Source organism: Nitratireductor sp. GZWM139, from assembly GCF_030068685.1.
Taxonomy (GTDB): Bacteria; Pseudomonadota; Alphaproteobacteria; order Rhizobiales; family Rhizobiaceae; genus Nitratireductor; species Nitratireductor aquimarinus.
The window spans coordinates 145,408-168,735 of record NZ_JAMQML010000007.1; the positions used below are offsets into that span (position 1 = coordinate 145,408).

Sequence of the window (23,328 nt, forward strand, 5' to 3'; positions counted from 1 at the left end):
CGTCATCCTTGGCTAATCATGCCGCAAAAAACGGGGAGAGGTGCGGGAGGAAATGGCGAGCGGTCAGGCAGCAAAGGCGCAGCGCAACATGGCAGCGGATCCGGAATTCGGGCCGTGGCTTGCGCAGGCTTCGATTCTCGTCATCGATGATGAGCCGGGCATGCGCAACTTTCTCGTGCGCACGCTTGGTCCGCGCTGCAAGCGGCTCGATGAAGCCGCCGACACGGAAGAAGCCTCCCGAAAGCTCGACGCCAACCACTATGATGTGGTGATCCTCGACAACATCATGCCCGGCAAGAACGGCGTCGACTGGTTGGCGGAGCAGCGGGCCATCGGCTTTTTCTCCAACGCCATCCTGATGACGGCCTATGCGGACCTCGAAACCGCAATCCAGGCGCTGCGCGCAGGCGCGGTCGATTTCATCCTGAAGCCGTTTCGCTCCAACCAGCTTCTGAACGCGGTGGCCCGCTGTCTCGATCAGATGCGGCTCCAGCGTGAAAATTACGTGCTGCGCTATGAGCTGAAATCCACATCGGACCATGTGTTGCTGCGCGACAAGCTGATCGGCGGATCAAAGGCGATCAGTGATGTGCGCAACACGATTGCGCGCGTCGCGCCGCTGCCCACATCGGTGCTGCTGACCGGCCAGTCGGGCACGGGCAAGGAAGTGGCGGCGCGCTCGCTGCACTCGCTGTCGGACCGCGCGGACAAGCCCTTCGTGCCGGTCAATTGTGCGGCGATCCCGCCAGACATGATCGAGACCGAGCTGTTTGGCCATCTGAAGGGCGCGTTCACCGGAGCGGAAGGCGGTCGCGAAGGCCTTTTCATGCATGCCCAGGACGGCACGCTGTTTCTCGACGAGATCGGCGAATTGCCGCTTGCGACACAAAGCAAACTCCTGCGGGTACTCGAAGACCGGCGCATCCGCCCGGTCGGCTCGGAACGTGAAATCCCGGTCGATCTGCGTTTCGTCTTCGCTACCAATGCAGAGCTTGAGAAACAGGTGGAGGCCGGCCAGTTTCGCGCCGATCTCTTCTTCCGCATCAATGTGATGCAGATCCACCTGCCGCCGCTCAAGGATCGCGATGACGATGTTCAGGAACTGGCGGATTTGTTCATGAGCAAACTCTCGCTGCAGCTCGGCACGCCGGATGTGCCCATCGGCGCGGATGTGCGGGCCGCGCTTGCGGCCTATGCTTGGCCCGGAAACGTGCGCGAATTGCGCAATCTGATCGAACGCACGCTCATTCTGGGGCGTTTCCCGGACGACTTTGGCGGAAATGGCGCAATTGTTCCCGAAGCGACCGTCGGCGGCGAAAGCCTGGCCGACATTGAGCGCCGGCATATTCTGGCCGTTCTGAAGCGCACCGGCGGTGACCGGGAAGCGGCAGCGCAGCAATTGGGGATTTCGCGCAAGACAATCGACCGCAAATGCGCGGCCTGGAATGTCTGAGCGATTAGCGACACGCCAGCAAAGGGGAAAGGGCGGTTCGGTCCGCTTTCGTCTTCTGGCGATCGCGCTTTTGCCGACACTGGTGATCCTGCCGCTGCTGCTTGGCATGGCGGTTTATCGCTGGAACGCCAAGTTCGACGCGGCGCTCATCTCCAAGGTGAATGGCGACCTGACCATTGCGCACCAGTATTTCGCGCGCCTGCTTGAGAACACCGGTGAACGCGTGACGGCGCTTGGCGCATCCGCGCGCTTTCGCGATACGCTTGACGTGGGCGGTGAGGGACTATCAGCCCTTCTGGAAGAGCATCGCCGCAGGCTCGACCTCGATTTTCTCTATCTCCTGCCTGAAGACGGCGGGGTGCTTGCCTCCGCACCGCACCTTGCAGGCGCGCCCCGGCGTGACTGGCTGATCACCGAAAAGGCCTATGCCGGTGAGGCCATGACGGGCGTCGACATCTTTTCCCGTGAGGAGCTTGCCGACATATCGCCCGCCCTTGCGGACCGCGCCCGGCTGGAACTGGTGCCGACCGCCAATGCCGTTCCCACGGAGCGCGCAGCGGAGACGCGCGGCATGGTCGTGCATTCGGCAACGCCGGTAAGGCTTGCCGATGGAAGCGCGGCAGCACTTGTCGGCGGCAATCTGCTCAATCGGAACCTCGTCTTTATTGATACGATCAATGATCTGGTTTACCGCGAGGCGAGCCTGCCGGAGGGCAGTCAGGGAACGGCGACGCTGTTTCTGGACGATGTGCGCATCAGCACCAATGTGCGCCTTTTCGAGGGGCGCAGGGCGCTGGGCACTCGCGTTTCGAGCATTGTGCGCTCGGCTGTGCTGGGACAGGGACGCGTCTGGCTCGACAGCGCCTTTGTCGTGAATGACTGGTACATCTCCGCCTATGAGCCGATCACGGACACCTATGGCAAGCGCGTCGGCATGCTCTATGTCGGCTTTCTGGAAACGCCGTTCACCCAGGCGAAATACGCAACGCTATTGACGATCGCCATCGCCTTTCTGGCGATAACGGCGCTCAGCGTCCCGCTTTTCCTGCGCTGGGCGCGCTCCATCTTCAAGCCGCTGGAGCGGATGGCCGGCACGATTTCGGAAGTGGAAAGCGGCGATCTTGGCGCGCGGACGGGGATTCACGGCGTTGATGACGAGATTGGCCGCGTGGCGCAGCATCTCGACCTGCTTCTGGAACAGCTACAGGAGCGCGACCGGCAATTGCGCGCCTGGAACGAGGAGCTGAACGCGCGCGTTGAAGAGCGCACGCGGGAACTGCGCCTTGCCAACCGGCAGCTTGAAGCGACGACACGCCAGCTGATCGTCTCCGAAAAGCTCGCCGCCATCGGCGAGATCACTGCCGGCGTGGCGCATGAGATCAACAACCCGATTGCCGTGATGCAGGGCAATCTGGAGGTGGTGCGGCAGGTGATGGGCGAGCGGGCGGAAGAGGCGCGGACAGAGTTTCGCCTGCTGGACGAGCAGATCCACCGCATCAGCCAGATCGTCACCAAGCTGCTTCAGTTTGCAAGACCTGAGGAATATGCAGGGTTTCTGGAACGACACGCGCCGGCGGATGTGATTTCCGACACATTGCCGCTGGTGCAGCATCTTCTCAACAAGAGCGAGATCGTCGTTGAACGCGATGATCGGGCAAGCAGGCTGGTTCTGATGAACCGAACGGAACTGCAGCAGGTTCTGGTCAATCTGATCGTGAACGCCATCCACGCCATGTCGGATGGCGGCACGCTCTCGCTGCGCAGCCATGACAGCGATCTGGACGGTAAGCCGGGCGTCTTGATCGAGGTGGCCGATACGGGCGTTGGCATGTCGGCGAAAATGCTAAGCAAGGTGTTCGATCCCTTCTTCACGACCAAGCGGCAGGAAGGGACGGGGCTTGGCCTGTCGATCAGCCAGACGCTGATTTCGCGACAGGGCGGCAAGATCTCGGCTGAAAGCGAAGAGGGCGTGGGCACGCGCTTCACGATCTGGTTGCCCGAGGCCAGCTGAGGCCTTTGGACAAAATGTCCGGACATTTTGTCCGGGTCCCATGGACAATTTGTCCATAGAGAAACTCTTTCAATCGATAAGCAATTGAAATCGTTCAGCCGTGCCGACTGGCACGCTCATTGCTTGCCCAATGGGTAATGCAAGAGGAGGACGTTTTCAATCACCTGATCCCGCAGCGGGGACCGTGTCTGGTGCGCAGGGCGCCGGACCAGCGCAGGCGGGATTTTCGCACAAGTAACCAGCAGGACGGCTGCCGGGTTTCCGGCAGGAGGAGGAGACTTAATGTCCGCAGCAAGTGAAACACTAACCGGCGCACCCGCCGGTGGCTTTCTCGACAGGGAAAGAATCATCGCCCGGCCGGGCTTCAACCGCTGGCTCGTTCCGCCGGCAGCACTCGCCATCCATCTGTGCATCGGCATGGCCTACGGCTTCAGCGTGTTCTGGCTGCCGCTGACGCAGGCCATCGGCATTTCCGAGAGCGTCGTCTGTGAAGACATGACGCTGGTGGGCGCGCTGTTCACCACGAGCTGCGACTGGCGCGTTTCCGATCTCGGCTGGATCTACACGCTGTTCTTCGTGCTGCTCGGCTCCGCTGCCGCCATCTGGGGCGGCTGGCTGGAGCGCGCCGGCCCGCGCAAGGCCGGCGTGGTTGTAGCCTTCTGCTGGTGCGGCGGCATCGCCGTTGCAGCGCTCGGCGTCATGATGCACCAGCTCTGGCTGATGTGGCTGGGCGCTGGCGTGATCGGCGGCATTGGCCTCGGCCTCGGCTATATTTCGCCGGTTTCGACGCTGATCAAATGGTTCCCGGACCGTCGCGGCATGGCCACGGGCATGGCGATCATGGGCTTTGGCGGCGGCGCGATGATTGGCGCACCGCTGGCCGACATGCTGATGAACACGTTCAAGACGGCCGATTCCGTTGGCGTGTGGCAGACCTTCCTGGTCATGGCGGTGATCTATTTCGTGTTCATGATGGGTGGCGCTTTCGGCTACCGCATTCCGCCGGCCGGCTGGCGCCCCGAGGGCTGGACCCCGCCTGCCAAGAGCGCGAAATCCATGATCACCTCGCGCCATGTGCATCTGCGCGACGCCCACAAGACGAAGCAGTTCTGGCTGATCTGGGCGGTTCTGACGCTCAACGTTTCCGCCGGCATCGGCGTGATCGGCATGGCGTCGCCCATGCTTCAGGAGATCTTCGGCGGACGTCTGATCGGCCTTCCCGAACTCTCGTTCAATGAACTCGATGCATCGCAGAAGACCGCGATTGCAGCGATTGCGGCAGGCTTTGCCGGTCTTCTGTCGCTGTTCAACATTGGCGGACGCTTCTTCTGGGCCTCGCTTTCCGACAAGATCGGCCGCAAGAACACCTATTATGCCTTCTTCCTGATCGGCATCGTGCTCTATGCGCTCGTTCCTTCAGCCGCGCATATGGGCAGCCAGGTTCTGTTCGTGCTGATGTTCGGCATCATCCTGTCCATGTATGGCGGCGGCTTCGCCACCGTGCCGGCCTATCTGGCCGACATTTTCGGCACGCAGTTCGTGGGCGCGATCCATGGCCGCCTGCTGACGGCATGGGCAACGGCCGGCATCATCGGCCCCGTGGTGGTGAACTACATTCGTGAAGCGCAGCTCAATGCGGGCATTCCGCGCGAGCAGGTCTACGACTTCACCATGTACATTCTGGCCGGAATGCTTCTGCTCGGCCTGATCTGCAACATGCTGGTCAAGCCGCTTTCCGACAAATGGTACATGTCGGATGAGGAAGTGGCCAAGCTTCAGGCGAAATCTGCCGCTGCCGATTCCGGCCCGACCGGTTCCTTCGGCATCGGCAAGGGCGGTTTTGACGGCAAGGCGCTCATTGCATGGGCCATTGTTGGTATCCCGATCCTCTGGGGTGTCTGGATAACGCTGCAGAAGACCGCGGCCCTGTTCTAGGCAGGGTTGTTGCAGCGCTGCCCTCCGGCTCTCGAGCCCCGCCGGAGGGTGGTTTCCAAGGGCCGCGCGATGCGCTGTGTCAGGCTTTGCATCGCGCGGCCCTTTTTGTTTCGGCAACGGAAAAGCGCCTGTCGATCACGCCTACTTTCAGGGGCGACGGGCTTGTCAGCGGCATGGGGCTTGTCGAATAAGAAGCACGCCGTGCGTGACCTGCGCGACGATGGATTTAGGGCAAATGTGCCTGTGGCTCGCGATGAAGCCAGGCCCGACGCATTTGCCAGACCCGGCGGCCGATTGCGGCGCGCGGGGCATGGTTTTGAAAGGGAGACAATGAAACCTGTTGCACTGGCTATTCATGGCGGTTGCGGCGTCATGGCGAAGAGCGATCTGCGTGAAGAGGAATGGGAGGCTGCGCGCGCAGACCTTGCCGCATCGCTTCGCGCCGGCTGGGCCGTGTTGAGCAAGGGCGGTTCGGCTCTCGATGCGGTGGAAGCCGCCGTTGTCGTGATGGAGGATTCGCCCCATTTCAACGCTGGCTACGGCGCAGCGCTCAACGAGAACGCGGAGCATGAGCTCGACGCCTCTATCATGAACGGCGCAAACCTTGATGCGGGTGCGGTTTCGGCGGCAAGCCGCATTCGCAATCCGGTCAAGGCGGCGCGGGCGGTGATGGAGAAAAGCGGCGCGGTGCTGCTCACCGGCGCTGCCGCAGATCGTTTTGCCGAGCGTTGCGGTCTTGAAATGGTCGCGCCCGACTATTTCACCACGAAGCGCAGGCAGGATGCGCTTGCCGCCATGAAAGAACACGCAAAGGCAGGAACGGCTGCGGCGGCATCGGAAGCCGAGAAGCACGGCACGGTGGGCGCCGTGGCGCTCGATGCAGACGGACATCTTGCAGCCGCAACTTCGACCGGCGGATACAACAACAAGCCGGAGGGACGCGTGGGCGATTCCCCGATCATCGGTGCGGGCACTTACGCACGCGATGGCGTCTGCGCGGTTTCCGGCACCGGGCAGGGCGAGTTCTTCATCCGCCACGTGGTTGGCCACGAGATCGCAAGCCGCATCGCCTATCGCGGTGAAACGCTGGAGATGGCGGCGAACGGCGTCATTCGCGAAGACCTGAAATCCTACGGGATCGGTGCCGGGGCCGTGGCGGTGGACGGGGCGGGCAATGTCTGCGCGCCCTACAACACCGCCGGCATGTTCCGTGGCTGGATTGCCAGTGACGGCGCGCTCTACGTGGCGTCCCATGACGAGGTGTTCTGCGTCGAGACGCTTGAGGCTTCCGTCTGAGGACTGGTGCAGGCGCGCTGCTCTTGCCGCGCCCGCCGGGCGTCTCTATGTCAGGCGGGCGTGGGCTGCGGCCCTGAAACGAGCGGAGACAGAGCGCTGGACGAGCACATCATCATCGTGGGAGCGGGGCATGGCGGCGTGCAGGCGGCGGCAAGCCTGCGCGAGGAAGGCTATGCCGGGAAGCTGACCCTGATTTCGGCAGATCCCGAACTTCCCTACCACAAGCCGCCGCTTTCCAAGGCCTTTCTGAAGGCGCTGGATGCCGAACCGCAGATCCTCAAGGCGCAGGCCTTTTATGATGCGCAGGGCATCGATCTGCGCCTCGGCGAAACGGTTACGGCCATTGATCCCGAAGCCCATACGCTGACGCTTGCAGACGGAGACGTGCTCCAGTGGAGCCGGCTTCTGCTGGCGACGGGCGCGCATGCGCGTCCTCTCTTGGTGCCGGGTGCGGACCTTGATGGCGTGTTCTACCTGCGCGACTGCGCCGATGCGCGGCAGCTGCGCGAGGCGGCGGAAGCGGCGCAAAACGTCGTCGTCGTGGGGGGCGGCTTCATCGGCCTTGAGGCTGCCGCGACCATGGCAATGGCGGGAAAGCGGGTCCGGGTGGTGGAAGCCGCAGAGCGCCTTCTGGGTCGTGCGGTGACTGCGCGGATTGCCGCGCATATGCTGGCCTATCACGAGAGCCTTGGCTGCGAAGTCATCACCGGCGCGGGCGTTGAGCGCCTGATTGGCGAGAATGGGCGGGTGCGGGCGCTTGTGACATCAGACGGGCAGGAGCTTGCAGCCGATCTTGTGCTGGTGGGCATCGGTGCGCTGCCGAACACCACGCTTGCCGAACAGGCTGGTCTTGTCTGCGACAATGGCATTCGCGTGGATGCGGCGTGCCGCACCAGCGCGCCCGACATTTACGCCATCGGCGATTGCGTTTCGTTCCCACATGTTGCGGCGGAGCGTTTCCTGCGGCTGGAATCTGTACAGAACGCGACCGATCAGGCGCGCTGCGCGGCGAAGGTCATGCTGGGGCAGGAGACCGCTTTCGATGCGGTTGCCTGGTTCTGGTCGGATCAGGGCGAACGCAAGCTGCAGATGGTTGGCCTGCCTTTCGGCGTGGATCGCGAGATTGTGGCGGGCGAGGCCGAGAGCGGCGCGTTCAGCGTCTATCTGTTTTCAGGAGACCGGCTTGTTGCGGTCGAGACCGTGAACCGGCCCGGAGAGCACATGCTGGGCCGGCGCATGCTGGCCGCAGGATTCTCGCCAAGCGAGGCGCAGATACTGGAAGGACCGGCGGCGCTGAAGGCGGCGTTTATGGGGAAAACCTGAGGCGAGAGGGGAGCTCCGCCTCTCCCATTTGAGGGAGTTCAGCACAAGCGTGAGCGACTACCAATCAATCTGATCGATTGATGGAGATTCGTTTCATGTCATGCGCAGCAGCCATCCCGCGCACTTCTTCGCTCGCGATCAGCAGCCCTCTCAGGGGGATGCTGAGATCTTCTTTTATTCTGGCGCTTCTTGCGGGCGTGGCGTTCGTGAATGCCGGGGCTGATGCGCGTGCCCAGACGCTGAGCAAGGAGGAGCAGGCGCGGCTTGCCGCCGCCGATGAAGGCGAGACGCCCGCAACCGCCATCGCCCTGCCTTTCGAGGACCGTTTCGAGGATGACGGGCTTGCCGCGCACTGGCAGGTTCTGAATGAGGACCGCGACCAGTACGTTGCCGAGCGGGGCCTGCTGCTTGCCATCACCAGCGGCGGCAGGGACGGCTTCGACAATGTGGATGCGCGCAACATCTACCAGTTGCAGGGCGCCATGCCGGACGGCGATTTCGACATCTCGCTTGGCGGCCGCCTCGACGCCAAGACCGGCTTTGATGAAGTGTGGCTGGGACTGCGCGAGAGCGATGAGAATTTCGTCGCCGCGCATCTCTATGTTCATACCAAGGGCTGTGGACCGGCGCTCTATATCAGCACGGTCGCCAACCAGCCGCTCAACCCGGAAGAACCCGCCGTGCCTTCTGCGATGTCCGTCAACCTCTTTGACGGGCCGGCAGCCCGGAATATCTGCAACAAGACCGGGCGCGCCTACGGGGATCGGGTCCTGGCCGATCTTTATGAAAAAGGATTCGTTCTCACGCTTTCCAGGCGCGAATTGCGCTACCAGGCGAAGGTCACGCTCGATTTGCCCGCCGGTGAAGGCGAGGCGATAGGCGGCGTGCAGGAATTTTCCGGCGGCCGGGTCGCGCGCATGGCCGGTTTCGGCAGCCCCGCTTTCATGGTCGGGCAGGGCAAGAAGGCCAAGGGCGGGGAAACACTCGCCGAGTTCGACCGGTTCAGCATCAAACGTCCGGGGCAGCAATGAGCAGGGTGAGCAGAATGATGGGCAAGACGTGTTTCGCGCAAGGGTTGCGGCGCGCCATGCTGGGCACGGCGCTGGCGGGTTGCATTCCCATGGGGGCGCTGCAGGCGGAAGCGGCCGAGATTGATGACGCCGTGGAGGTGGTGCGCATGTTCTTTGCCGAACACAGCCGCCGCTTCAACAACAATGAAGAGCCGCTTCTCAATGATGGCAAGGCCTCGCGACGCTTTCTCGTGGACGGGCTGGCCCATGACGATCTGCAGGGCGCGCTGATGTTCGATCCGGTTTATGGCGGACAGGATGCGGACATAGCCAATCTGAACATCGCGCCGGATGCGGATGCGCCCATTCTGCGCGGTGCGGCGCAGATCCACGTGACATTCACGAATATGGGCGCGCCGCGCAACTTCATCTACACGCTGATCGAGGCCCCGGACGGGACGTGGCAGATCAACGACATCTATTCCGAGGATGACAACTGGTCGCTGTCGGAGCTGGCGCAGGGGCAGGGCTTTGAAATCCGCTCCGATCCGGCCATGGAGGCAACGCTTTCGGGCGGGGGGGCTTCCAGTGCCGGATCGGGCGGAGACCGCAGGCCGGAGGGTGCGGGCGCTGACGACCGGTCTTCCATCGTGCCGGGCATGGAAGAGGGAGACCTGCCGGGCAATGGTCTGGCCGAAGGCGGCAGCGATCTTCTTTTCGTTCTGGACGGTTCAGGCTCCATGTGGGGGCAGATCGACGGTGTAGCGAAGATCACCACGGCGCGACAGGTTCTGTCGGGTCTGATGGGCGATCTGGCAGCCAACACGAATGTGGGGCTGATGGCCTATGGCCACCGCCGCGAGGGCGACTGCGGCGATACGGAGATCATTTATCCGGTTGCCAATTATGAAAGCGGGCAGTTGAAGCCGGCGATTGAAGGCATCACGCCGCGCGGCAAGACGCCGATTGCCGACGCGCTCATGCGCGCTGCCGACGCAATGCCGCAATCGGGCCGTCCGGCCAATGTGCTCCTGATCTCGGATGGTCTGGAAACCTGCGGCGGGGACCCGTGCGCGGCGGCGGCAGCCCTTGCCGAGCGCGGCATCAACACGCGGGTGCATGTGGTCGGTTTCGATCTGAGCGATGAAGAAAACGCAGCCCTGCAATGCATCGCGGATAACGGGAACGGCAATTACTACTCTGCCAGCAATGCGGACGAATTTGCGCGCGCCGTTGGCGAGGTTGTCGCCGAGGCCGAGCGACAGATGCCCGAGCCGAAACCCGCGCCGCAGCCTGAACCGGTGGTTCAGGCCGTGTTTGAGGAGAATTTCGACGGGCCGGAACTGGATGCGGCCTGGCAGGTGGTAAACCCGGCTGAAAATCTCGCAGCCTTCACCGGCGATGGCATGCTTTTCACCTCGGTGCTGGGCCGCTATGCCAATCATGACGATGCGAAGGCTCAGAACCGCTATGTGCTCGATCATGCCCTGCCTGAGGGTGATTTCGACCTTGCGCTCGATTTCAGGATTCATGAGCAGACCGGTTATGAGAATGTCTGGCTCAGTGTTCAGGACGATGCGGAAAACCAGATCGGTGCGATGGCATGGGTCTGGCGGAAGGGCTGCGGGGCCTATCTGAACCTGTCTCTGATCCGCGTGAGCGATGGCAAGGAGGAAGCCAGGTTCGATACGAACCTCTTTGACGGGCCGATTGTCGCCAGGCTCTGTCAGGACGGCGACCGCACTTATGGCGACCGGGTTCTGGAAGCGCTCGGCACGCAGGGCGCGGAACTGCGGCTCAAGCGGCGCGGACGGCAGGTGACGGCGGCCATCGACATGGAGCTGCCCGAAGCCAACGGACGACCGGCCGACACGTTCCGCTTCGAGACAGAACCGATGACCGTTCTGCGTCTTTCCGGTCAGCCGGCCGTTCTGGCCGGGCACTGGCACAAGGCGCGTCCGGGCAAAAGTCATATCGCCTTTGATCGCTTCACGATTGAGGCCGGATCGGAATGATCGCGCTCCACACGGTCTGGCGGCATCTGGCAGGTGCAATGCTGCTCGCGGCCATGACGACCGTGACCCATGGGCAGGAACCGGATGCGCAGGTGCTTCGATGCGCAGCCGGGTTCGGTTGTCCCGCGGGCGGCGTGTCGCAGGAGGACGCGCTTGGCCTTGTGGATGTACGCTCGGCGCAGGAAGCGCGTGACCGCTATGCGCAGGATCATCCCGATCTTTATGTCGAGGATGCCTTCGAGGCGGCGAAGGAGACGGCTGCCGAGCCCGTGGAAACAGCGGATGCCGATCTTCTGCGCTGCGCATCGGGCTTTGGCTGTGAGGGTATGGCTGTTTCGCCAGACGATGCGCTGGTCCTTTCGGGCGAGAAAAGCAGGAGCGCTGCGCGTGACCGCTACGCCAGCGAATTTCCGGAAGCCTATCTGGAAGACGCCTTTCCCTCGGAAGGCCAGCGCGACAATCCGGTTAAACTCGATGCCGACAGCGCGGACGAGACGTCCGGAGAGATCGAGCTTTTCGATGGCAGCGAAGAACCGTCCAGGGCAATCGATATGTTTGAGGGGGAAGGCGGCCCGGACCGGAAGAAAAGCAGCACAGAGGGTTCTGATTTCGCGCAGCTTGAAGGCTATGCCGAAAAGCCCTGCGCAGGCGAGGTCTACCAAAACCCGGATTTCATGCATATGGCCGGGTACAAGGTTGCCCTCTGTCTCAGGGTGGCAGGCAATGCGCTCAGTGATTGTGGTCTGCCTGCCGCCCGCGCTTTCTGCCTCACAAGGCAGCATGGCAATGCAGCCTGTTTTGGCGTGACGACGGCAGCACAGGCGCTCAATGTGGGCGCTTATTGCCAGGGCGGTGGCTGTGCGGCGTTCAGCTTCATCGTGTGCCGATAGGGGCGATTATTGCGCAGTACTGCGTCGCAAAACCACCCAAATGGGAGAGGCCACGCGCCGCATGATCGTGTCTCCTGCCTGCATTGAAGAACGCAGGGTGAAGGAGAACCAGATGCGAAGATTTGTGATTGGACTGGCTGCCATGCTGGGCCTTGCCATCGTCGGCCATGCGCCTGCCGCGATGGCCAAGACGATCTGTTCCATTCAGGCGGTCGAGGCGAGCAGCAAGGGACACCGCACCGGCAAGGGAGCCGTGGCGCGGGCCTGGGTCAACTGGCAGGGCAAGATGCGCAATGAGCACGGACGACGCTTCTCGGTGGCGCTTGCGCGTTCAACGCGCGGCTTTCCCAAGCGGCAGCGGGACGGGCGTTTCAATCATGCGGCCACGGTGCGCGCACAGGGTTGTTACGTCAAACGCGTCTCCTGCGTGACCGGCTCGGGCATTACGCCGGTCTGTGAATGCCAGCCGGACAGGCGGGCCGCGCTTCGGCAGGGCTGCGAGGTCTATGCGCCGGGACGACGTTAAAAACCGGGCGGCCCCTCATTTCAGCCAGCCCACCGGCCCGGACATGATCCGGGCCGTCAGCTCGGCCTGGCTGTGAACGCTCATCTTCTGAAACGCCTTCTTCAGGTGCCCGCGCGCGGTGCTGACAAGAATGCCCAGTTCGCCGGCGATCTCATCCAGCGACATCCCTTCGGCGATCAGGAGGGCGATTTCCGCTTCCTTGCCGGTCAGCCCATAGGCCAGCTCGGTGAGCACGCGGCGCGTGTTGTCGTCATCGTCGCGTTCCGTAGCCCGCAGGATGAGGATGCTTGCCGGGCCCTGGCGCTGAAGTCCGGTCTGCCGGAGCGCCTGGGGGTGAAAATGGAAGCCGACCGGCGCATTGTCGTGCAGCACGATCCGGTCATTGTTGACCTTCCCGGTGTCCTCGGCGGATGCGCCTGTAACGAACAGTCGGCGGGTGGCAGCCGCGCTGAAGGCATCGCCATCGGTACCGGGTGAAGTTTTGGGAAAAATCCGTAAGAGCGTTTCCCGGTAGGTCGTATTGGCGTGCAGCAGCGCGCCATCGGCATCGAGGATAGCAATGCCGATCTGCAGCTTGTCGATGACCGCCTGAAGCAGGACGCCCAGCGTGGCGTTCATCATCACCTGCCGGTTGAGGCTGAAGGCCCGCTCCCAGTGGGGCATCAGGCGTTCGATGCGCTCGGCCAGTTCGGCCTCCGTCATCTCGCCATCCTGCTCGGCCTCGTAGATGATCCGGTAAATCACCTCGGTCCAGCGCGTCTCGTCATCAATGGCGTTGTAGCAGAGCTCGACCAGTTCGTCGGGGCGCATGTCTGCGGGCGCGGCTCCGCCGCCGAGGCGGGCGATCACATCGCTCGCCAGCTGTGCGACGTCCACTTCGCTGTAGCGTGCGTCAGCGGTCGCTGCGCCATCCTGACCGACCCAGTCGAGAATGCGTTTTGAAATGCCGAAGCGCCTTTCTTCCAGAAACAGGCCGGAGCGTACGCCTTCGACACGTTCGGCGGCGACGTCCTCAACGCCGACTTCAGCCAGAAAGCGTTCGATGGGCGGCAGGAACCCGCCATCGCGCAGCATGGCGTCCTCACCGCCAAACATCACCAGAACGCGGGTGCCGGGCTTGAGGCGCGCATTGTTCGGCCATTTCCAGGCGGACAGCATGCCCGAGAAGATGTTCGACCAGTAGGCGGGGCTGGGAATGGGCCAGCCTTCCGGATCGGACACGATCTCGCGGATCAGGTCCCGGTCGGTGCTGATGACATCCGCCGGATGCTCCCGGTCGCGCAGATGCGCGCCGAGGAAGGCATAGAGATGATGCAGGATCTGTTCGTCCGGCTGGTCGGCGGCGCGAAGACGCATGCGGACCTTTGAAAAGGCTTTGCCGAACAGGGCAAGCGTTCTCTGGTTGGGAACCGGCGAGATGAGCACGATGTGGCGGGCAAGGTCGTGCCAGGTCTTCATCACTTCAAGCGTCATCAGCGCCGTGATGTTCGGCACCACGACGAGGCGGTCTTCCCACCCGACGCCATCAAAGCTGCGTTCCAGAAGATGGCGCATGTCGTCCACGGCCAGCGACCAGCCATCGCCGGTGTCCAGATGGCCGAGCGGCACCTGGGCGTCCGTGCTTTTGCCATGGCCGCGAATATCGCCGGAATGGGCATCCCAGCCGGCGGCGCGAAACCCTTCCGCCAGATCCGACAGCATGCCGGAATGGGTGGGCTGGCTGTGGCCGATGAACACGGCCCTGCGCGGGGCGGAAGTGCGCGGCTGCGATGCCGAGCGCCATTTCCGGTAGAACAGCGGCGGGCCGTTCACACGCGCTAAGTATTTGGCTTCCATGGGTTCCTCCTGCATGCCCTTCTGGCAGACGCCGGCTGAACCGACACTGAACGGGGCGTGCAGATTCCCCGAAACGGGGGAAACCTAGAGCATTTTGCAGTCAGGTGGAAACACCAGACATCCGCATGAATGCGCAGAGCGGGCCGGCATCAGCGATGCCAGCCGGAACAGGATACAGATGGCTACGCGCCTATTCGACGTAGCGCTTGATGGCGAATTTCGCTTCTTCGAAGTCTGCCGCGATGCCGGCCAGAAGTGTGTCGATCCGGTCGGGGTTGGCGTTCTTGCCCACCAGCCTGTCCTGCGCCATGAAGAACAGAACATCGTCATCCACCACGAAACCGACATTGTGGTAGCGCTGAAGCAGGTCGAGCATGGTCGCCTGTGTCGCGGGGGTGAGAATGCGCAGAATGTCGTGCTCCACCGCGTTTTCATCACCGCTCTTTGCTGTTCCGGTGATGTTGAAGGCGGCATTGAACTGCACGGATTCGGTCTTGATGTCCCGGTCGAGCGGCCCCCTGTTGACCAGGTTTTCCGGGCGGATGACGGCGCGAACGCCTGTCTTGCGGCCAATTCTGTAGGCCCCGAGCAATGAGAAGAAGACGCCGAAGCCGCCTTTGCCGCCATGCGCGTCTTCACGCAGCGACTTGTCTGCCGCAAGCCCGGCCTCCATCTGCATGGCGCCGATGGCCATCCAGAAAGGCAGGTCGTCTTTGGTGCTTTTGCCCCAGAATTCGCCGTCGAAGTCAGCGCCCATGAACGCGCCGACCTGAAGCTTCGTCAGTTCCGGAACAAGGGTCTCGACGGCTCTGGCGCGTTCCGATTTCACACGTTGTGCGCGCCGTTCCGCACCATCCGAGGACCAGGCCGTTTGATAGGCCATCACCCGCTCCATCAGCTTGCCGGTGTAGGTCCAGCCCTTCTGCCGTGCGAGCCTGACGCGCCGCAGGGTCTTTCGGCCATCTTCGTTCTCCAGCTCTGCGGCGAAGATGAATGCGCCGAAAAGAACCGTGGTGACGGCGACCGGAATGAAGGGGAACCCGTCAGAGAGAAAACCCTGCACGAAGGTCCACAACATGGCGGCAAGCGCGGCGATGGGAAGGAAACGCCGAACCGGAGCGGGCAGGGTGATGCCGGTCTTGATCTGCGAGATGTCGTCGGTTTCGACCGAGATGGTCCCCTGAACGGGATCCCAGTGGCCGCTGACGGCGTTCACGCCTGCGCTCCCGGCAGATCGATGGCCGGCACGGCCTCGACATGTTTGCGTTCGGCATCCGAGAGCGCGAAGAAGTCTGCCCGCTCGAAACGGAGCATGGCGGCGACCCAGCTTGAGGGGATCGCATCGAGCATGGTGTTGTAGCGCTCGACATTGCCATTGTAGAGCCGGCGCGCGGCGCTGATCTGGTCTTCGGTCTCTTCAAGCTGCTTCTGCAGCTCGAGTATGTTCCCCGTCGAGGTGATTTCCGGGTGATCTTCCGTATAGCCAAAGAAGCTGCGCAGGCTCGCCGTCAGTTCGGCCTCGGCCTCCTGAACCTCTTCCATCCTGCCATTGAGTGCGGCGACCGCCTTTTCACGCACGTCCAGAATGCTGTCGAACAGGCGGTTTTCCTGTGCGATGGCGCTGCGCGCCGCCGAGACGAGCGCGGGAACGAGATCGTGTCGTCGCTTGAGCTGCACCTGAACGCCGGAAAAGCCGTTCAGTACGGAATTGCGGGCCGAGGCGAGGCGGTTCTGGAAGAAGACGAACCCGCCAAACAGGACGAGGACGATGATCAGTATGGTTGTCATGCCAGCTTTCACTTTCTGCAGAATGCTGCCGGCAATCGAGCAAATGGGGAAACCACGCGCCTCTCCCATTTGAGGGAGTGAGCACTTTCAGATGGCCCTTGTGGCATCGAAACGGGGCCACACTGTCCGTTCAGACGGTGCTTCCGGTCTGGCGGCACGCCTAGTCTCCCGTCACGCGAATCGGCGTTTCAGTGGGCGGGAACCGGGACAGAAGACCGACGATGGACATCTATCTGCAATTGCCGCTGATCGGCGCGGTTCTGGCGCTGCCGGCGCTCTATGCGCTCTGGCGCGCGCCTTCGGGAACGCGCGACGATTTCATCTTCAATTCCGGCCGCACGGGGTTCTGGGGCACGCTTGCGGGCATTGTCTGCGGCAATATCGGAATCGGCACCTTCGTGGCGATCATGCTTTTTTCGGCGGCGAGCCCCGTGATCGGTGTTTCGCTGGCATTCGCCTATACGCTTGGCCTCGTGATCTGCGCAATCATCGCACCGAACGTGCATGCGCTTTCTGAACGGCATGGGGTGAGGGGGCTGATCGATCTCATCGTGGTCACCCACCGCATCCAGCAGCCCCTTCTGGTCTGGCTGCCCATTGCGTTCGTGTTTCTGCTGCGCGCGACCGTGCAATTGCTGGCGCTGGCGGCGATCCTGATGACGATCCTGCCCGTATCACAGCTCGCGGCGGTGGGGCTCGCGGCCCTTTGCGCCGGCGCATACACGGCCATCGGCGGCTATCGCGTGGCCACGGAAACGGATGTCGTGCAGTCGCTCATCATCGTTGCCGGCATTGCGCTTTTGACATTCGCCAATCTGGGTGCGGTTCCGCAGACCGGGCCATTCTTCGATCTGGGCCCTTATCGGCTGCCGCTCCTTATCGGTGTCTGGCTCTTCATCCCGGTCAGCGCGGTGCTGGCGGTGGACAACTGGCAGCGCATGGCGACGGCGCGCGATCCGCAGGTGGCGCGCAGGGCATTTCTCGCCGGCGCCCCGCTTTGCCTCCTGTGCTATCTCGGCATCGTCTGGCTTGGGCTCGGCGGCGCAGTGGAGGGCGCGATAACGAGCGGCCTGCACGGTCTTGTGCCGGCGGGCCATGGCTGGATCGTCGACCTGATGCTGATCGCCGTGGTCATGTCGACCATGGACACATTTGTCATGCCGCTGATGACCGGGCTTGAGCGCACGACGCTGCCGCTCAGGCAGTTACAGCTGATGGTGGTCGCCGTTTTCGCCGGCATGGCCCTGATCGGGGCGCTGTTCGGTGACCTCCTGTCTTCCATCATCGCCGCCTTTTCATCGCTCGCCGTGTTCCTGCCGACCGTTCTGGCGGCGGTCCTGGGCCACCGGGTCAGTGCGCCTGCCGCCATCCTGTCGCTGAACGCGGGCGTGATCGTGACGCTCCTTCTGCTCACCGTGGATCAGAATTCCGCGGCGCTGGTGGGCTGCGCATTCGCGGCCATGGTCTACGCTTTCACCGCCTATCTGACAGGCAGTCGCCGGGCCATCGCCGGTTAGGGGGCGATTGAAAAACGGGGCAGAATCCGGTTTCCATCCTTCGGTCCGGTGCTCCAGCGCATGTTACCTTTGAAAAATGGTGCGCGATGGGGCACATATCTGCGCAGAGAGGCGCGTGACCGCGCCGCATCATGAAACACTGCAGACAGAACCCGTAAATGGCTGAGTACAATCAAAAATTCGCCGTAGCGCCCATGATCGACTGGACGGACCGGCATTGCCGCTACTTCCATCGCCGGCTGACAGAGCGCGCGCTGCTCTATACGGAGATGGTTGTTGCAGATGCTGCGATCCATGGCGACCGGTCGCGCCTCCTGGGCTTTGACGAGAGCGAACACCCCGTGGCGCTGCAGCTTGGCGGCTCCGATCCGCAGAAGCTGGCGCAGGCCGCGGAGATCGGCGCTGAATTTGGCTATGACGAAATCAACCTCAATGTCGGTTGCCCCTCCGACCGGGTTCAGTCGGGCACGTTCGGCGCATGCCTGATGAAGACGCCGGAGATTGTCGGTGCGTGTGTCGCCGCAATGAAGGAGCGTGTGTCGGTTCCCGTCACGGTGAAGTGCCGGATCGGCGTGGATGAGCAGGACACGCAGACAGCGCTTGATGCGCTGGCGGAGGCTTCCTGGTCGGCTGGTGCGGATGCGCTGTGGGTGCATGCGCGCAAGGCTTGGCTTCAGGGGCTCAGCCCCAAGGAAAACCGCGAAATCCCGCCGCTCGATTATGACCGTGTCTATCGCCTGAAGGCGGCGCACCCAGACCGCTTCATCGGCATCAATGGCGGAATTGCAACGCTTGAGGACGCTGCCGAGCATCTTGCGCATGTGGATGGCGTCATGATGGGGCGCGCGGCCTATCAGAACCCGGTCGTTCTGGCCGGCGTCGATGCGCTCCTTGCCGGAAACACGACGCAGAAGGTTGATTTCGAAGCGCTGATCGACGTCATGGCAGCCTATGCCGGGCGGCACATTGAAGCCGGTGGACGCCTGTCGCATGTGACGCGGCACATGATCGGTCTGTTCCACGGCTATGACGGTGCGCGCCGCTACCGGCAGATCCTGTCGAGCGAGGCGACGCGGTCAGGCGCGGGGCCGGAGGTGCTGCGCGCGGCGTTTGCAGCCGTTGATCTCAGCACGCAGCGCGACGCGGCCTGAGGCGCGTTCAATCATCACCCATTATCTGCAACAAGCCATGGGGTGTTTCAGCCGGGCGGATCGGCCGAACCGGGGCGGGAGAGGGAACTGACATGAACCTACCGATTGGCGAGATCGCCATGTTTGCCGCTGCCCTTGCGGCTGCGGGCGTCGTGGCGGGCGTTCTGGCCGGGCTGTTTGGCATTGGCGGCGGGGCGATCCTCGTGCCGGTGTTCTATCAGGTCTTCGGGCTGGTCGGTGTGGACGAGGCGGTGCGCATGCATCTTTCCGTCGGCACCTCGCTGGCCATCATCGTGCCCACCTCGCTGCGCTCGTTCCGCGCGCATTATCTGCGCGGAGCGGTGGATATGGACCTCCTGAAGAGTTTCGTCATCGCGGTGCCGGTGGGCGTGGTGCTTGCCTCGCTCGTTGCGGCCTATGTGTCGAGCGGCGGTCTGCGCGCCATCTTTGCGGTGATCGCGCTTCTTGTCGGTGTGCGGCTGCTTTTGAACCGCGAGAGCTGGCGGCTCGGCACGGAGCTTCCGGGCAACCCCGTGCGCTCGATGGTCGGTGTTCTGATCGGCTTCCTGTCGACGCTGATGGGCATTGGCGGCGGCGTTCTGAACAACACCTTCATGACGCTGTTCAACCGTCCCATGCACCAGGCTGTGGCGACCTCGTCCGGCGTCGGCGTTCTGATCTCAATACCGGGCCTGTTTGGCTATGTGTGGGCCGGGTGGGGCGAACCGCTTCTGCCGGTCGCCTCGACCGGCTATGTGAACTGGATTGCGGTGTTCCTGATCATCCCGATCACGCTTCTGGTTGCGCCGCTCGGTGTGCGGATCGCCCATGCGCTCGACAAGCGAAAGCTCGAAACGGCGTTCGGCATCTTCATGATCATCGTTGCGGCCCGCTTCGGCTGGAGCCTGATCTGATTCCACTCAGAAAAATGCTCTAGAGCGTTTCCGCTTTTCCTGGAATCGCTCTAGATAAGCGTCCGCTCGAAGCGGTTGCGGCGCATTGCGTAGAAAGGAACAGGTGCGCCGGGGGCAAGGTCGGGATCGACCTTGAGACGCGCCTCTAGATCATCGAGGATCGTGCAGGTGATCAGCGGAACCTCGGTTTCCTTGGCTTCTGGAATGGGAAGCCAGACCAGCTCTTCCAGTTCGTGGGTCGGCCCGCCATCGGGCAGTTCGACGGCCACGTCATCGCGCCAGGCGGCGAGAAAGCGTGTGTCGAAGCGGCGCACGCGGCGCGGCGGCGTCACGGCGCGGGCAATGTAGCGAAGGCCCGAAAGCGACGGGCAGACGCCGTGCTCGACAAAGCCCTGCCAGTCCTTTGCAGCAGTCGAAAACGCACCCTTTTCACCGATCAGAAGCCCTGCTTCCTCATAGGTTTCGCGGATTGCGGACATGGCGACGGCGCGGGCGCGCGCGGCCGTGGCGCGCGATCCGGTGCCGATGAGACGACGCTCTTCATCCGGGTGGAGACCGGAGGCAACGGGAATGCGGCTGTCGGCGGGGTCCGTGCGTCCACCGGGAAAGACGAAGCGGCCGGGCATGAAAGCGTGTTTGTGGTGGCGGCGACCCATCAGAACGCGCACCTGATCGCCGCTGCGGTCGAGCAGGATGAGCGTTGCCGCGTCGCGCGGGCGCATCGGCTTTCCGCCAAGCGAAAAGTCCTTTGCCTCGGCGCGGTCCACCGCCGCCTTGTCGAGACCGTCCATACGGTTTGGCCGATCACTCATCGCTGTCTCCTGAAAGCTCGCATCGCTGTGCCGCATCGATGCGGCGTCAGCGCATCTCGTCTGAGGCGGAAGCATCAAGCTCCGGGTGGGTTTCAATGATATCTTCCTCGCCACCGAAACCGTGCATGTAATAGGCCCATTGCAGCCCCACGACTGCGCCCTTCATCGGTTCGATGAGCAGCAGAGACATGATGATCGTGAGCGGCACCCAGATGGCCAGATGAACCCAGCCGGCCCAGTCGGTCACGGCTTCCAGTCCCATGAACGCGCCGACCACGATATGGCCGACGACGAAGATCACCAGATAGGCAGGCAGATCGTCGGCGCGGTGATGATGGAAGGCCTCACCGCACTCGGAGCATTCGTCGGCGGTCTTGAGATAGGTGCGGAACAGCTTACCACGGCCGCAATTGGGGCAGCGCCCCAGAAAACCGCGCTTCATCGCCTCGCCAAGCGGGCGTGTCGGCTTCTGCCCGGCTGCTGCGCCGCCGTAAACCTTCTGTTCCATTACCGTCTCCTGCTCTGGCTGGCGCGGCGGCTTTTGCCCTGACTGCTGCCACGGCGGCCCTTGGCCTTGTGGAAGGATTTCATGGAGCCGGGAAGCTTGTCAGGCTTGCTCAGCATCTCGAAGCGCATCGCGCCGGCCATCGGCGCAATCTCGACGAGGCGGACCGAAACGGAATCGCCAAGCTGGAAGCCACGGCCGCTGCGCTCGCCTACCATGGCGTGGCGCGCTTCGTCATAGATATAGTATTCGTCGCCCAAAGTGGAAACGGGCACGAAACCGTCCGCGCCGTAATCCGGCAGCTGAACGAAGAGGCCGGCCTTGGCGACACCGGAGATGCGGGCGTCGAATTCCTCGCCGACACGGCTGGAGAGGTGTTCGGCGACCAGCCGGTCGACCGTGTCGCGTTCGGCGGCCATCGCGCGGCGCTCGGTGGCGGAAATCAGGGCGGCGGTCTCTTCAAGCCGCGCCTCTTCCTCGGGCTTCAGACCATCATCGCCCAGACCGAGTGCGGAGATCAGCGCGCGGTGAACGATCAGGTCCGCGTAGCGGCGGATCGGTGAGGTGAAGTGTGCGTAGCGGCGGAGGTTCAGACCGAAATGGCCGAGATTTTCCGGCGCGTAGACGGCCTGACTCTGGGAGCGCAGGACCACCTCGTTGACAAGCTGTTCGTGCTCGGTGTTGCGCACGCGGGAGAGAATGGCGTTGAACTGCGAGGGTTTCAGCTGTGCGCCGCGCGCCAGCGAAATCTCAAAGCTCTGCAGGAATTCGCGCAGCGCCTCCTGCTTGGCGAGCGAGGGCGCATCGTGCACGCGGTAGACAAGCGCCTGACGCTTGGCTTCCAGCGTTTCAGCAGCGGCCACATTGGCCTGCACCATGAATTCTTCGATGAGCTTGTGCGCATCGAGGCGCGGCGGCACGACAACGCGGTCGACCGTGCCATCTTCTTTCAGAAGGATCTTGCGCTCCGGCAGATCGAGTTCGAGCGGCTGGCGCTCCTCGCGGCCGCGCCTGAGCGCGCCATAGGCGTCCCACAGCGGCTGGAGGATCGTTTCCAGAAGCGGACCCGTCTTGTCGTCGGGATTGCCGTCTATAGCGCTCTGAGCCTGCTGGTAGGAGAGTTTTGCCGCAGACCGCATGATGACGCGGTGGAACGAATGGCCGATCTTGCGGCCCGTCGCGGTAAAGCGCATGCGCACGGCCATGGCCGGGCGGGCTTCGCCCTCACGGAGCGAGCACAGATCGTTTGAGATGCGCTCCGGCAGCATCGGCACCACCCGGTCGGGGAAATAGACCGAATTGCCGCGCTTGAGCGCTTCGCGGTCGAGCGCAGATCCCTGACGCACATAATGCGCGACATCGGCAATGGCCACGGTGGCGATGAAGCCGCCACGGTTCTTCTCGTCGGGGTCGGGTTCGGCCATGACCGCGTCGTCATGGTCTTTGGCGTCAGCCGGGTCGATGGTGATCAAAAGGCGGTCGCGCCAGTCTTCACGGCCCGAAAGGGTGATCGGTTCTGCGGCCTCGGCCTCCGCGATCACCTGATCGGGGAAGACATGGGGGATTTCATGGGCATGAATGGCGATCATGGAGACCGCCTTTTCGCTCGACAGCGACCCGATGACCGAGGTGACCTTGCCGCGCGAGGGGCCGTAGCGCCCGCCGGAGACCGGTTCGACCTCGACCAGATCGCCGTCCTGAGCATCGTTGAGATAATCCGAGTCGATCACCAGTTCGCGCTGCGTGCGCTCCACCGGTTCGATGCGGAAGCCGCCATCCTTCGATTTGCGCACGACGCCGAGCACATTCTGCCGGCGCTTCTCGAAGACCTTCATGACACGGCCCGTATAGGCCGGACCATCCTTGCTTTCGGTCGGAAAGACGCGGGCCAGAACGCGGTCGCCAATGCCGGCGGCCTTGCCGCCCTTCTGGGTGCGGATTTCGACCAGGGGCAGGGGGCCTTCGCCCTCGTCCTGATCGTCTTTCTCTGCGGGGCGCGCGAGCAATGCGCCCGATGCGTCACGCGAGAAAATGTCGAGCACCACCACATGCGGTAGCGCGCCAGGACGCAGCAGGCGCTTGCGGGTTTTCTTCAAAAGCCCCTCATCCTGCAGGTCGCGCAGGATATCTTTCAGCCAGATGCGGTCGCCGCCCTTGAGGCCGAACGCCTTGGCAATGTCGCGCTTCGCCGTGCGGTCTGGGTTGTCGGTGATGAAGCGCAGCACCTCGTCGCGGCTGGGCAGTCGCGTATCGGAAGGCCCTTTTGCGCCAGATGCCCCTTTCGCGCCGGATGATTTTGCCGAACGGGGCTTGGATCTGGACTTGCCGGAGATGCTGCGCGCCAAG

General features: G+C 63.1%; 18 protein-coding genes. 12 read left to right on the top strand and 6 right to left on the bottom strand.

Annotated elements, in window-relative coordinates:
- Positions 1-52: 52 nt before the first annotated feature.
- The 9 genes from NDI72_RS10825 to NDI72_RS10865 all read left to right on the top strand — a co-directional run bounded on the left by NDI72_RS10825 (position 53) and on the right by NDI72_RS10865 (position 12,459).
- Complete coding sequence (locus NDI72_RS10825) at positions 53-1,453, top strand: sigma-54-dependent transcriptional regulator (protein ID WP_206545394.1); 1,401 nt, start codon at positions 53-55, stop codon at positions 1,451-1,453.
- A complete protein-coding gene (locus NDI72_RS10830; protein ID WP_283800467.1) occupies positions 1,446-3,464 on the top strand; it encodes a sensor histidine kinase in 2,019 nt (672 codons plus the stop codon). Before NDI72_RS10825 ends, NDI72_RS10830 begins: the two co-directional genes overlap by 8 nt.
- A gap of 282 nt (positions 3,465-3,746) precedes the next feature.
- Positions 3,747-5,399: an OFA family MFS transporter gene (locus NDI72_RS10835; RefSeq protein ID WP_283800468.1), complete on the top strand. Its 1,653-nt coding sequence runs from the start codon at positions 3,747-3,749 to the stop codon at positions 5,397-5,399.
- A gap of 330 nt (positions 5,400-5,729) precedes the next feature.
- Positions 5,730-6,695 carry an isoaspartyl peptidase/L-asparaginase family protein gene (locus tag NDI72_RS10840; RefSeq protein WP_283800469.1) on the top strand — a complete coding sequence of 322 codons (966 nt, stop codon included), beginning with the start codon at positions 5,730-5,732 and terminating at the stop codon, positions 6,693-6,695.
- 96 nt (positions 6,696-6,791) lie between these two features.
- Entirely contained in the window at positions 6,792-8,018 is a 1,227-nt protein-coding gene (locus NDI72_RS10845; protein ID WP_283800509.1) for an NAD(P)/FAD-dependent oxidoreductase, read from the top strand.
- Positions 8,019-8,176: 158 nt separating this feature from the next.
- Complete coding sequence (locus NDI72_RS10850) at positions 8,177-9,049, top strand: hypothetical protein (RefSeq protein WP_283800470.1); 873 nt, start codon at positions 8,177-8,179, stop codon at positions 9,047-9,049.
- A 14-nt stretch (positions 9,050-9,063) separates the two neighbouring features.
- A complete protein-coding gene (locus NDI72_RS10855) occupies positions 9,064-11,043 on the top strand; it encodes a vWA domain-containing protein (protein ID WP_283800471.1) in 1,980 nt (659 codons plus the stop codon).
- Positions 11,040-11,933, top strand: coding sequence for a hypothetical protein (locus NDI72_RS10860; RefSeq protein ID WP_283800472.1), 894 nt, complete (start codon positions 11,040-11,042; stop codon positions 11,931-11,933). The genes NDI72_RS10855 and NDI72_RS10860 overlap by 4 nt, the downstream gene beginning before the upstream one ends.
- 112 nt (positions 11,934-12,045) lie before the next feature.
- On the top strand, positions 12,046-12,459 hold the full coding sequence (locus NDI72_RS10865; protein ID WP_206552642.1) for a hypothetical protein: 414 nt from the start codon (positions 12,046-12,048) through the stop codon (positions 12,457-12,459).
- Positions 12,460-12,474: 15 nt separating this feature from the next.
- Here the strand turns inward: NDI72_RS10865 and NDI72_RS10870 are convergent, their stop codons facing one another.
- From NDI72_RS10870 to NDI72_RS10880, 3 genes are all read right to left on the bottom strand, one after another.
- Positions 12,475-14,295, bottom strand: a complete 1,821-nt coding sequence (locus tag NDI72_RS10870; protein WP_283800473.1) for a serine aminopeptidase domain-containing protein — start codon at positions 14,293-14,295, stop codon at positions 12,475-12,477.
- Positions 14,296-14,485: 190 nt separating this feature from the next.
- Entirely contained in the window at positions 14,486-15,511 is a 1,026-nt protein-coding gene (locus NDI72_RS10875; RefSeq protein WP_283800474.1) for a hypothetical protein, read from the bottom strand.
- On the bottom strand, positions 15,508-16,083 hold the full coding sequence (locus tag NDI72_RS10880) for a LemA family protein (protein ID WP_162742308.1): 576 nt from the start codon (positions 16,081-16,083) through the stop codon (positions 15,508-15,510). The genes NDI72_RS10875 and NDI72_RS10880 overlap by 4 nt, the downstream gene beginning before the upstream one ends.
- Before the next feature lie 221 nt (positions 16,084-16,304).
- On the opposite strand from NDI72_RS10880, the gene NDI72_RS10885 reads away from it, so the two are divergent.
- The 3 genes from NDI72_RS10885 to NDI72_RS10895 all read left to right on the top strand — a co-directional run bounded on the left by NDI72_RS10885 (position 16,305) and on the right by NDI72_RS10895 (position 19,665).
- A complete protein-coding gene (locus tag NDI72_RS10885; protein ID WP_283800475.1) occupies positions 16,305-17,600 on the top strand; it encodes a sodium:solute symporter family transporter in 1,296 nt (431 codons plus the stop codon).
- A gap of 158 nt (positions 17,601-17,758) precedes the next feature.
- Positions 17,759-18,751: a tRNA dihydrouridine(20/20a) synthase DusA gene (gene dusA, locus NDI72_RS10890; RefSeq protein WP_283800476.1), complete on the top strand. Its 993-nt coding sequence runs from the start codon at positions 17,759-17,761 to the stop codon at positions 18,749-18,751.
- Between the two features lie 92 nt (positions 18,752-18,843).
- On the top strand, positions 18,844-19,665 hold the full coding sequence (locus NDI72_RS10895) for a sulfite exporter TauE/SafE family protein (RefSeq protein WP_206545382.1): 822 nt from the start codon (positions 18,844-18,846) through the stop codon (positions 19,663-19,665).
- 50 nt (positions 19,666-19,715) lie between these two features.
- Here NDI72_RS10895 and NDI72_RS10900 read toward each other — a convergent pair whose 3' ends face one another.
- From NDI72_RS10900 to rnr, 3 genes are all read right to left on the bottom strand, one after another.
- Positions 19,716-20,456 (bottom strand): NUDIX hydrolase, encoded by a 741-nt coding sequence (locus tag NDI72_RS10900; RefSeq protein ID WP_206545509.1) that lies wholly within the window; start codon positions 20,454-20,456, stop codon positions 19,716-19,718.
- Positions 20,457-20,523: 67 nt separating this feature from the next.
- Positions 20,524-20,985 (bottom strand): DUF983 domain-containing protein, encoded by a 462-nt coding sequence (locus tag NDI72_RS10905; RefSeq protein ID WP_113155107.1) that lies wholly within the window; start codon positions 20,983-20,985, stop codon positions 20,524-20,526.
- Positions 20,985-23,327: a ribonuclease R gene (rnr, locus tag NDI72_RS10910; protein ID WP_283800477.1), complete on the bottom strand. Its 2,343-nt coding sequence runs from the start codon at positions 23,325-23,327 to the stop codon at positions 20,985-20,987. Before rnr ends, NDI72_RS10905 begins: the two co-directional genes overlap by 1 nt.
- Position 23,328 lies beyond the last annotated feature (1 nt).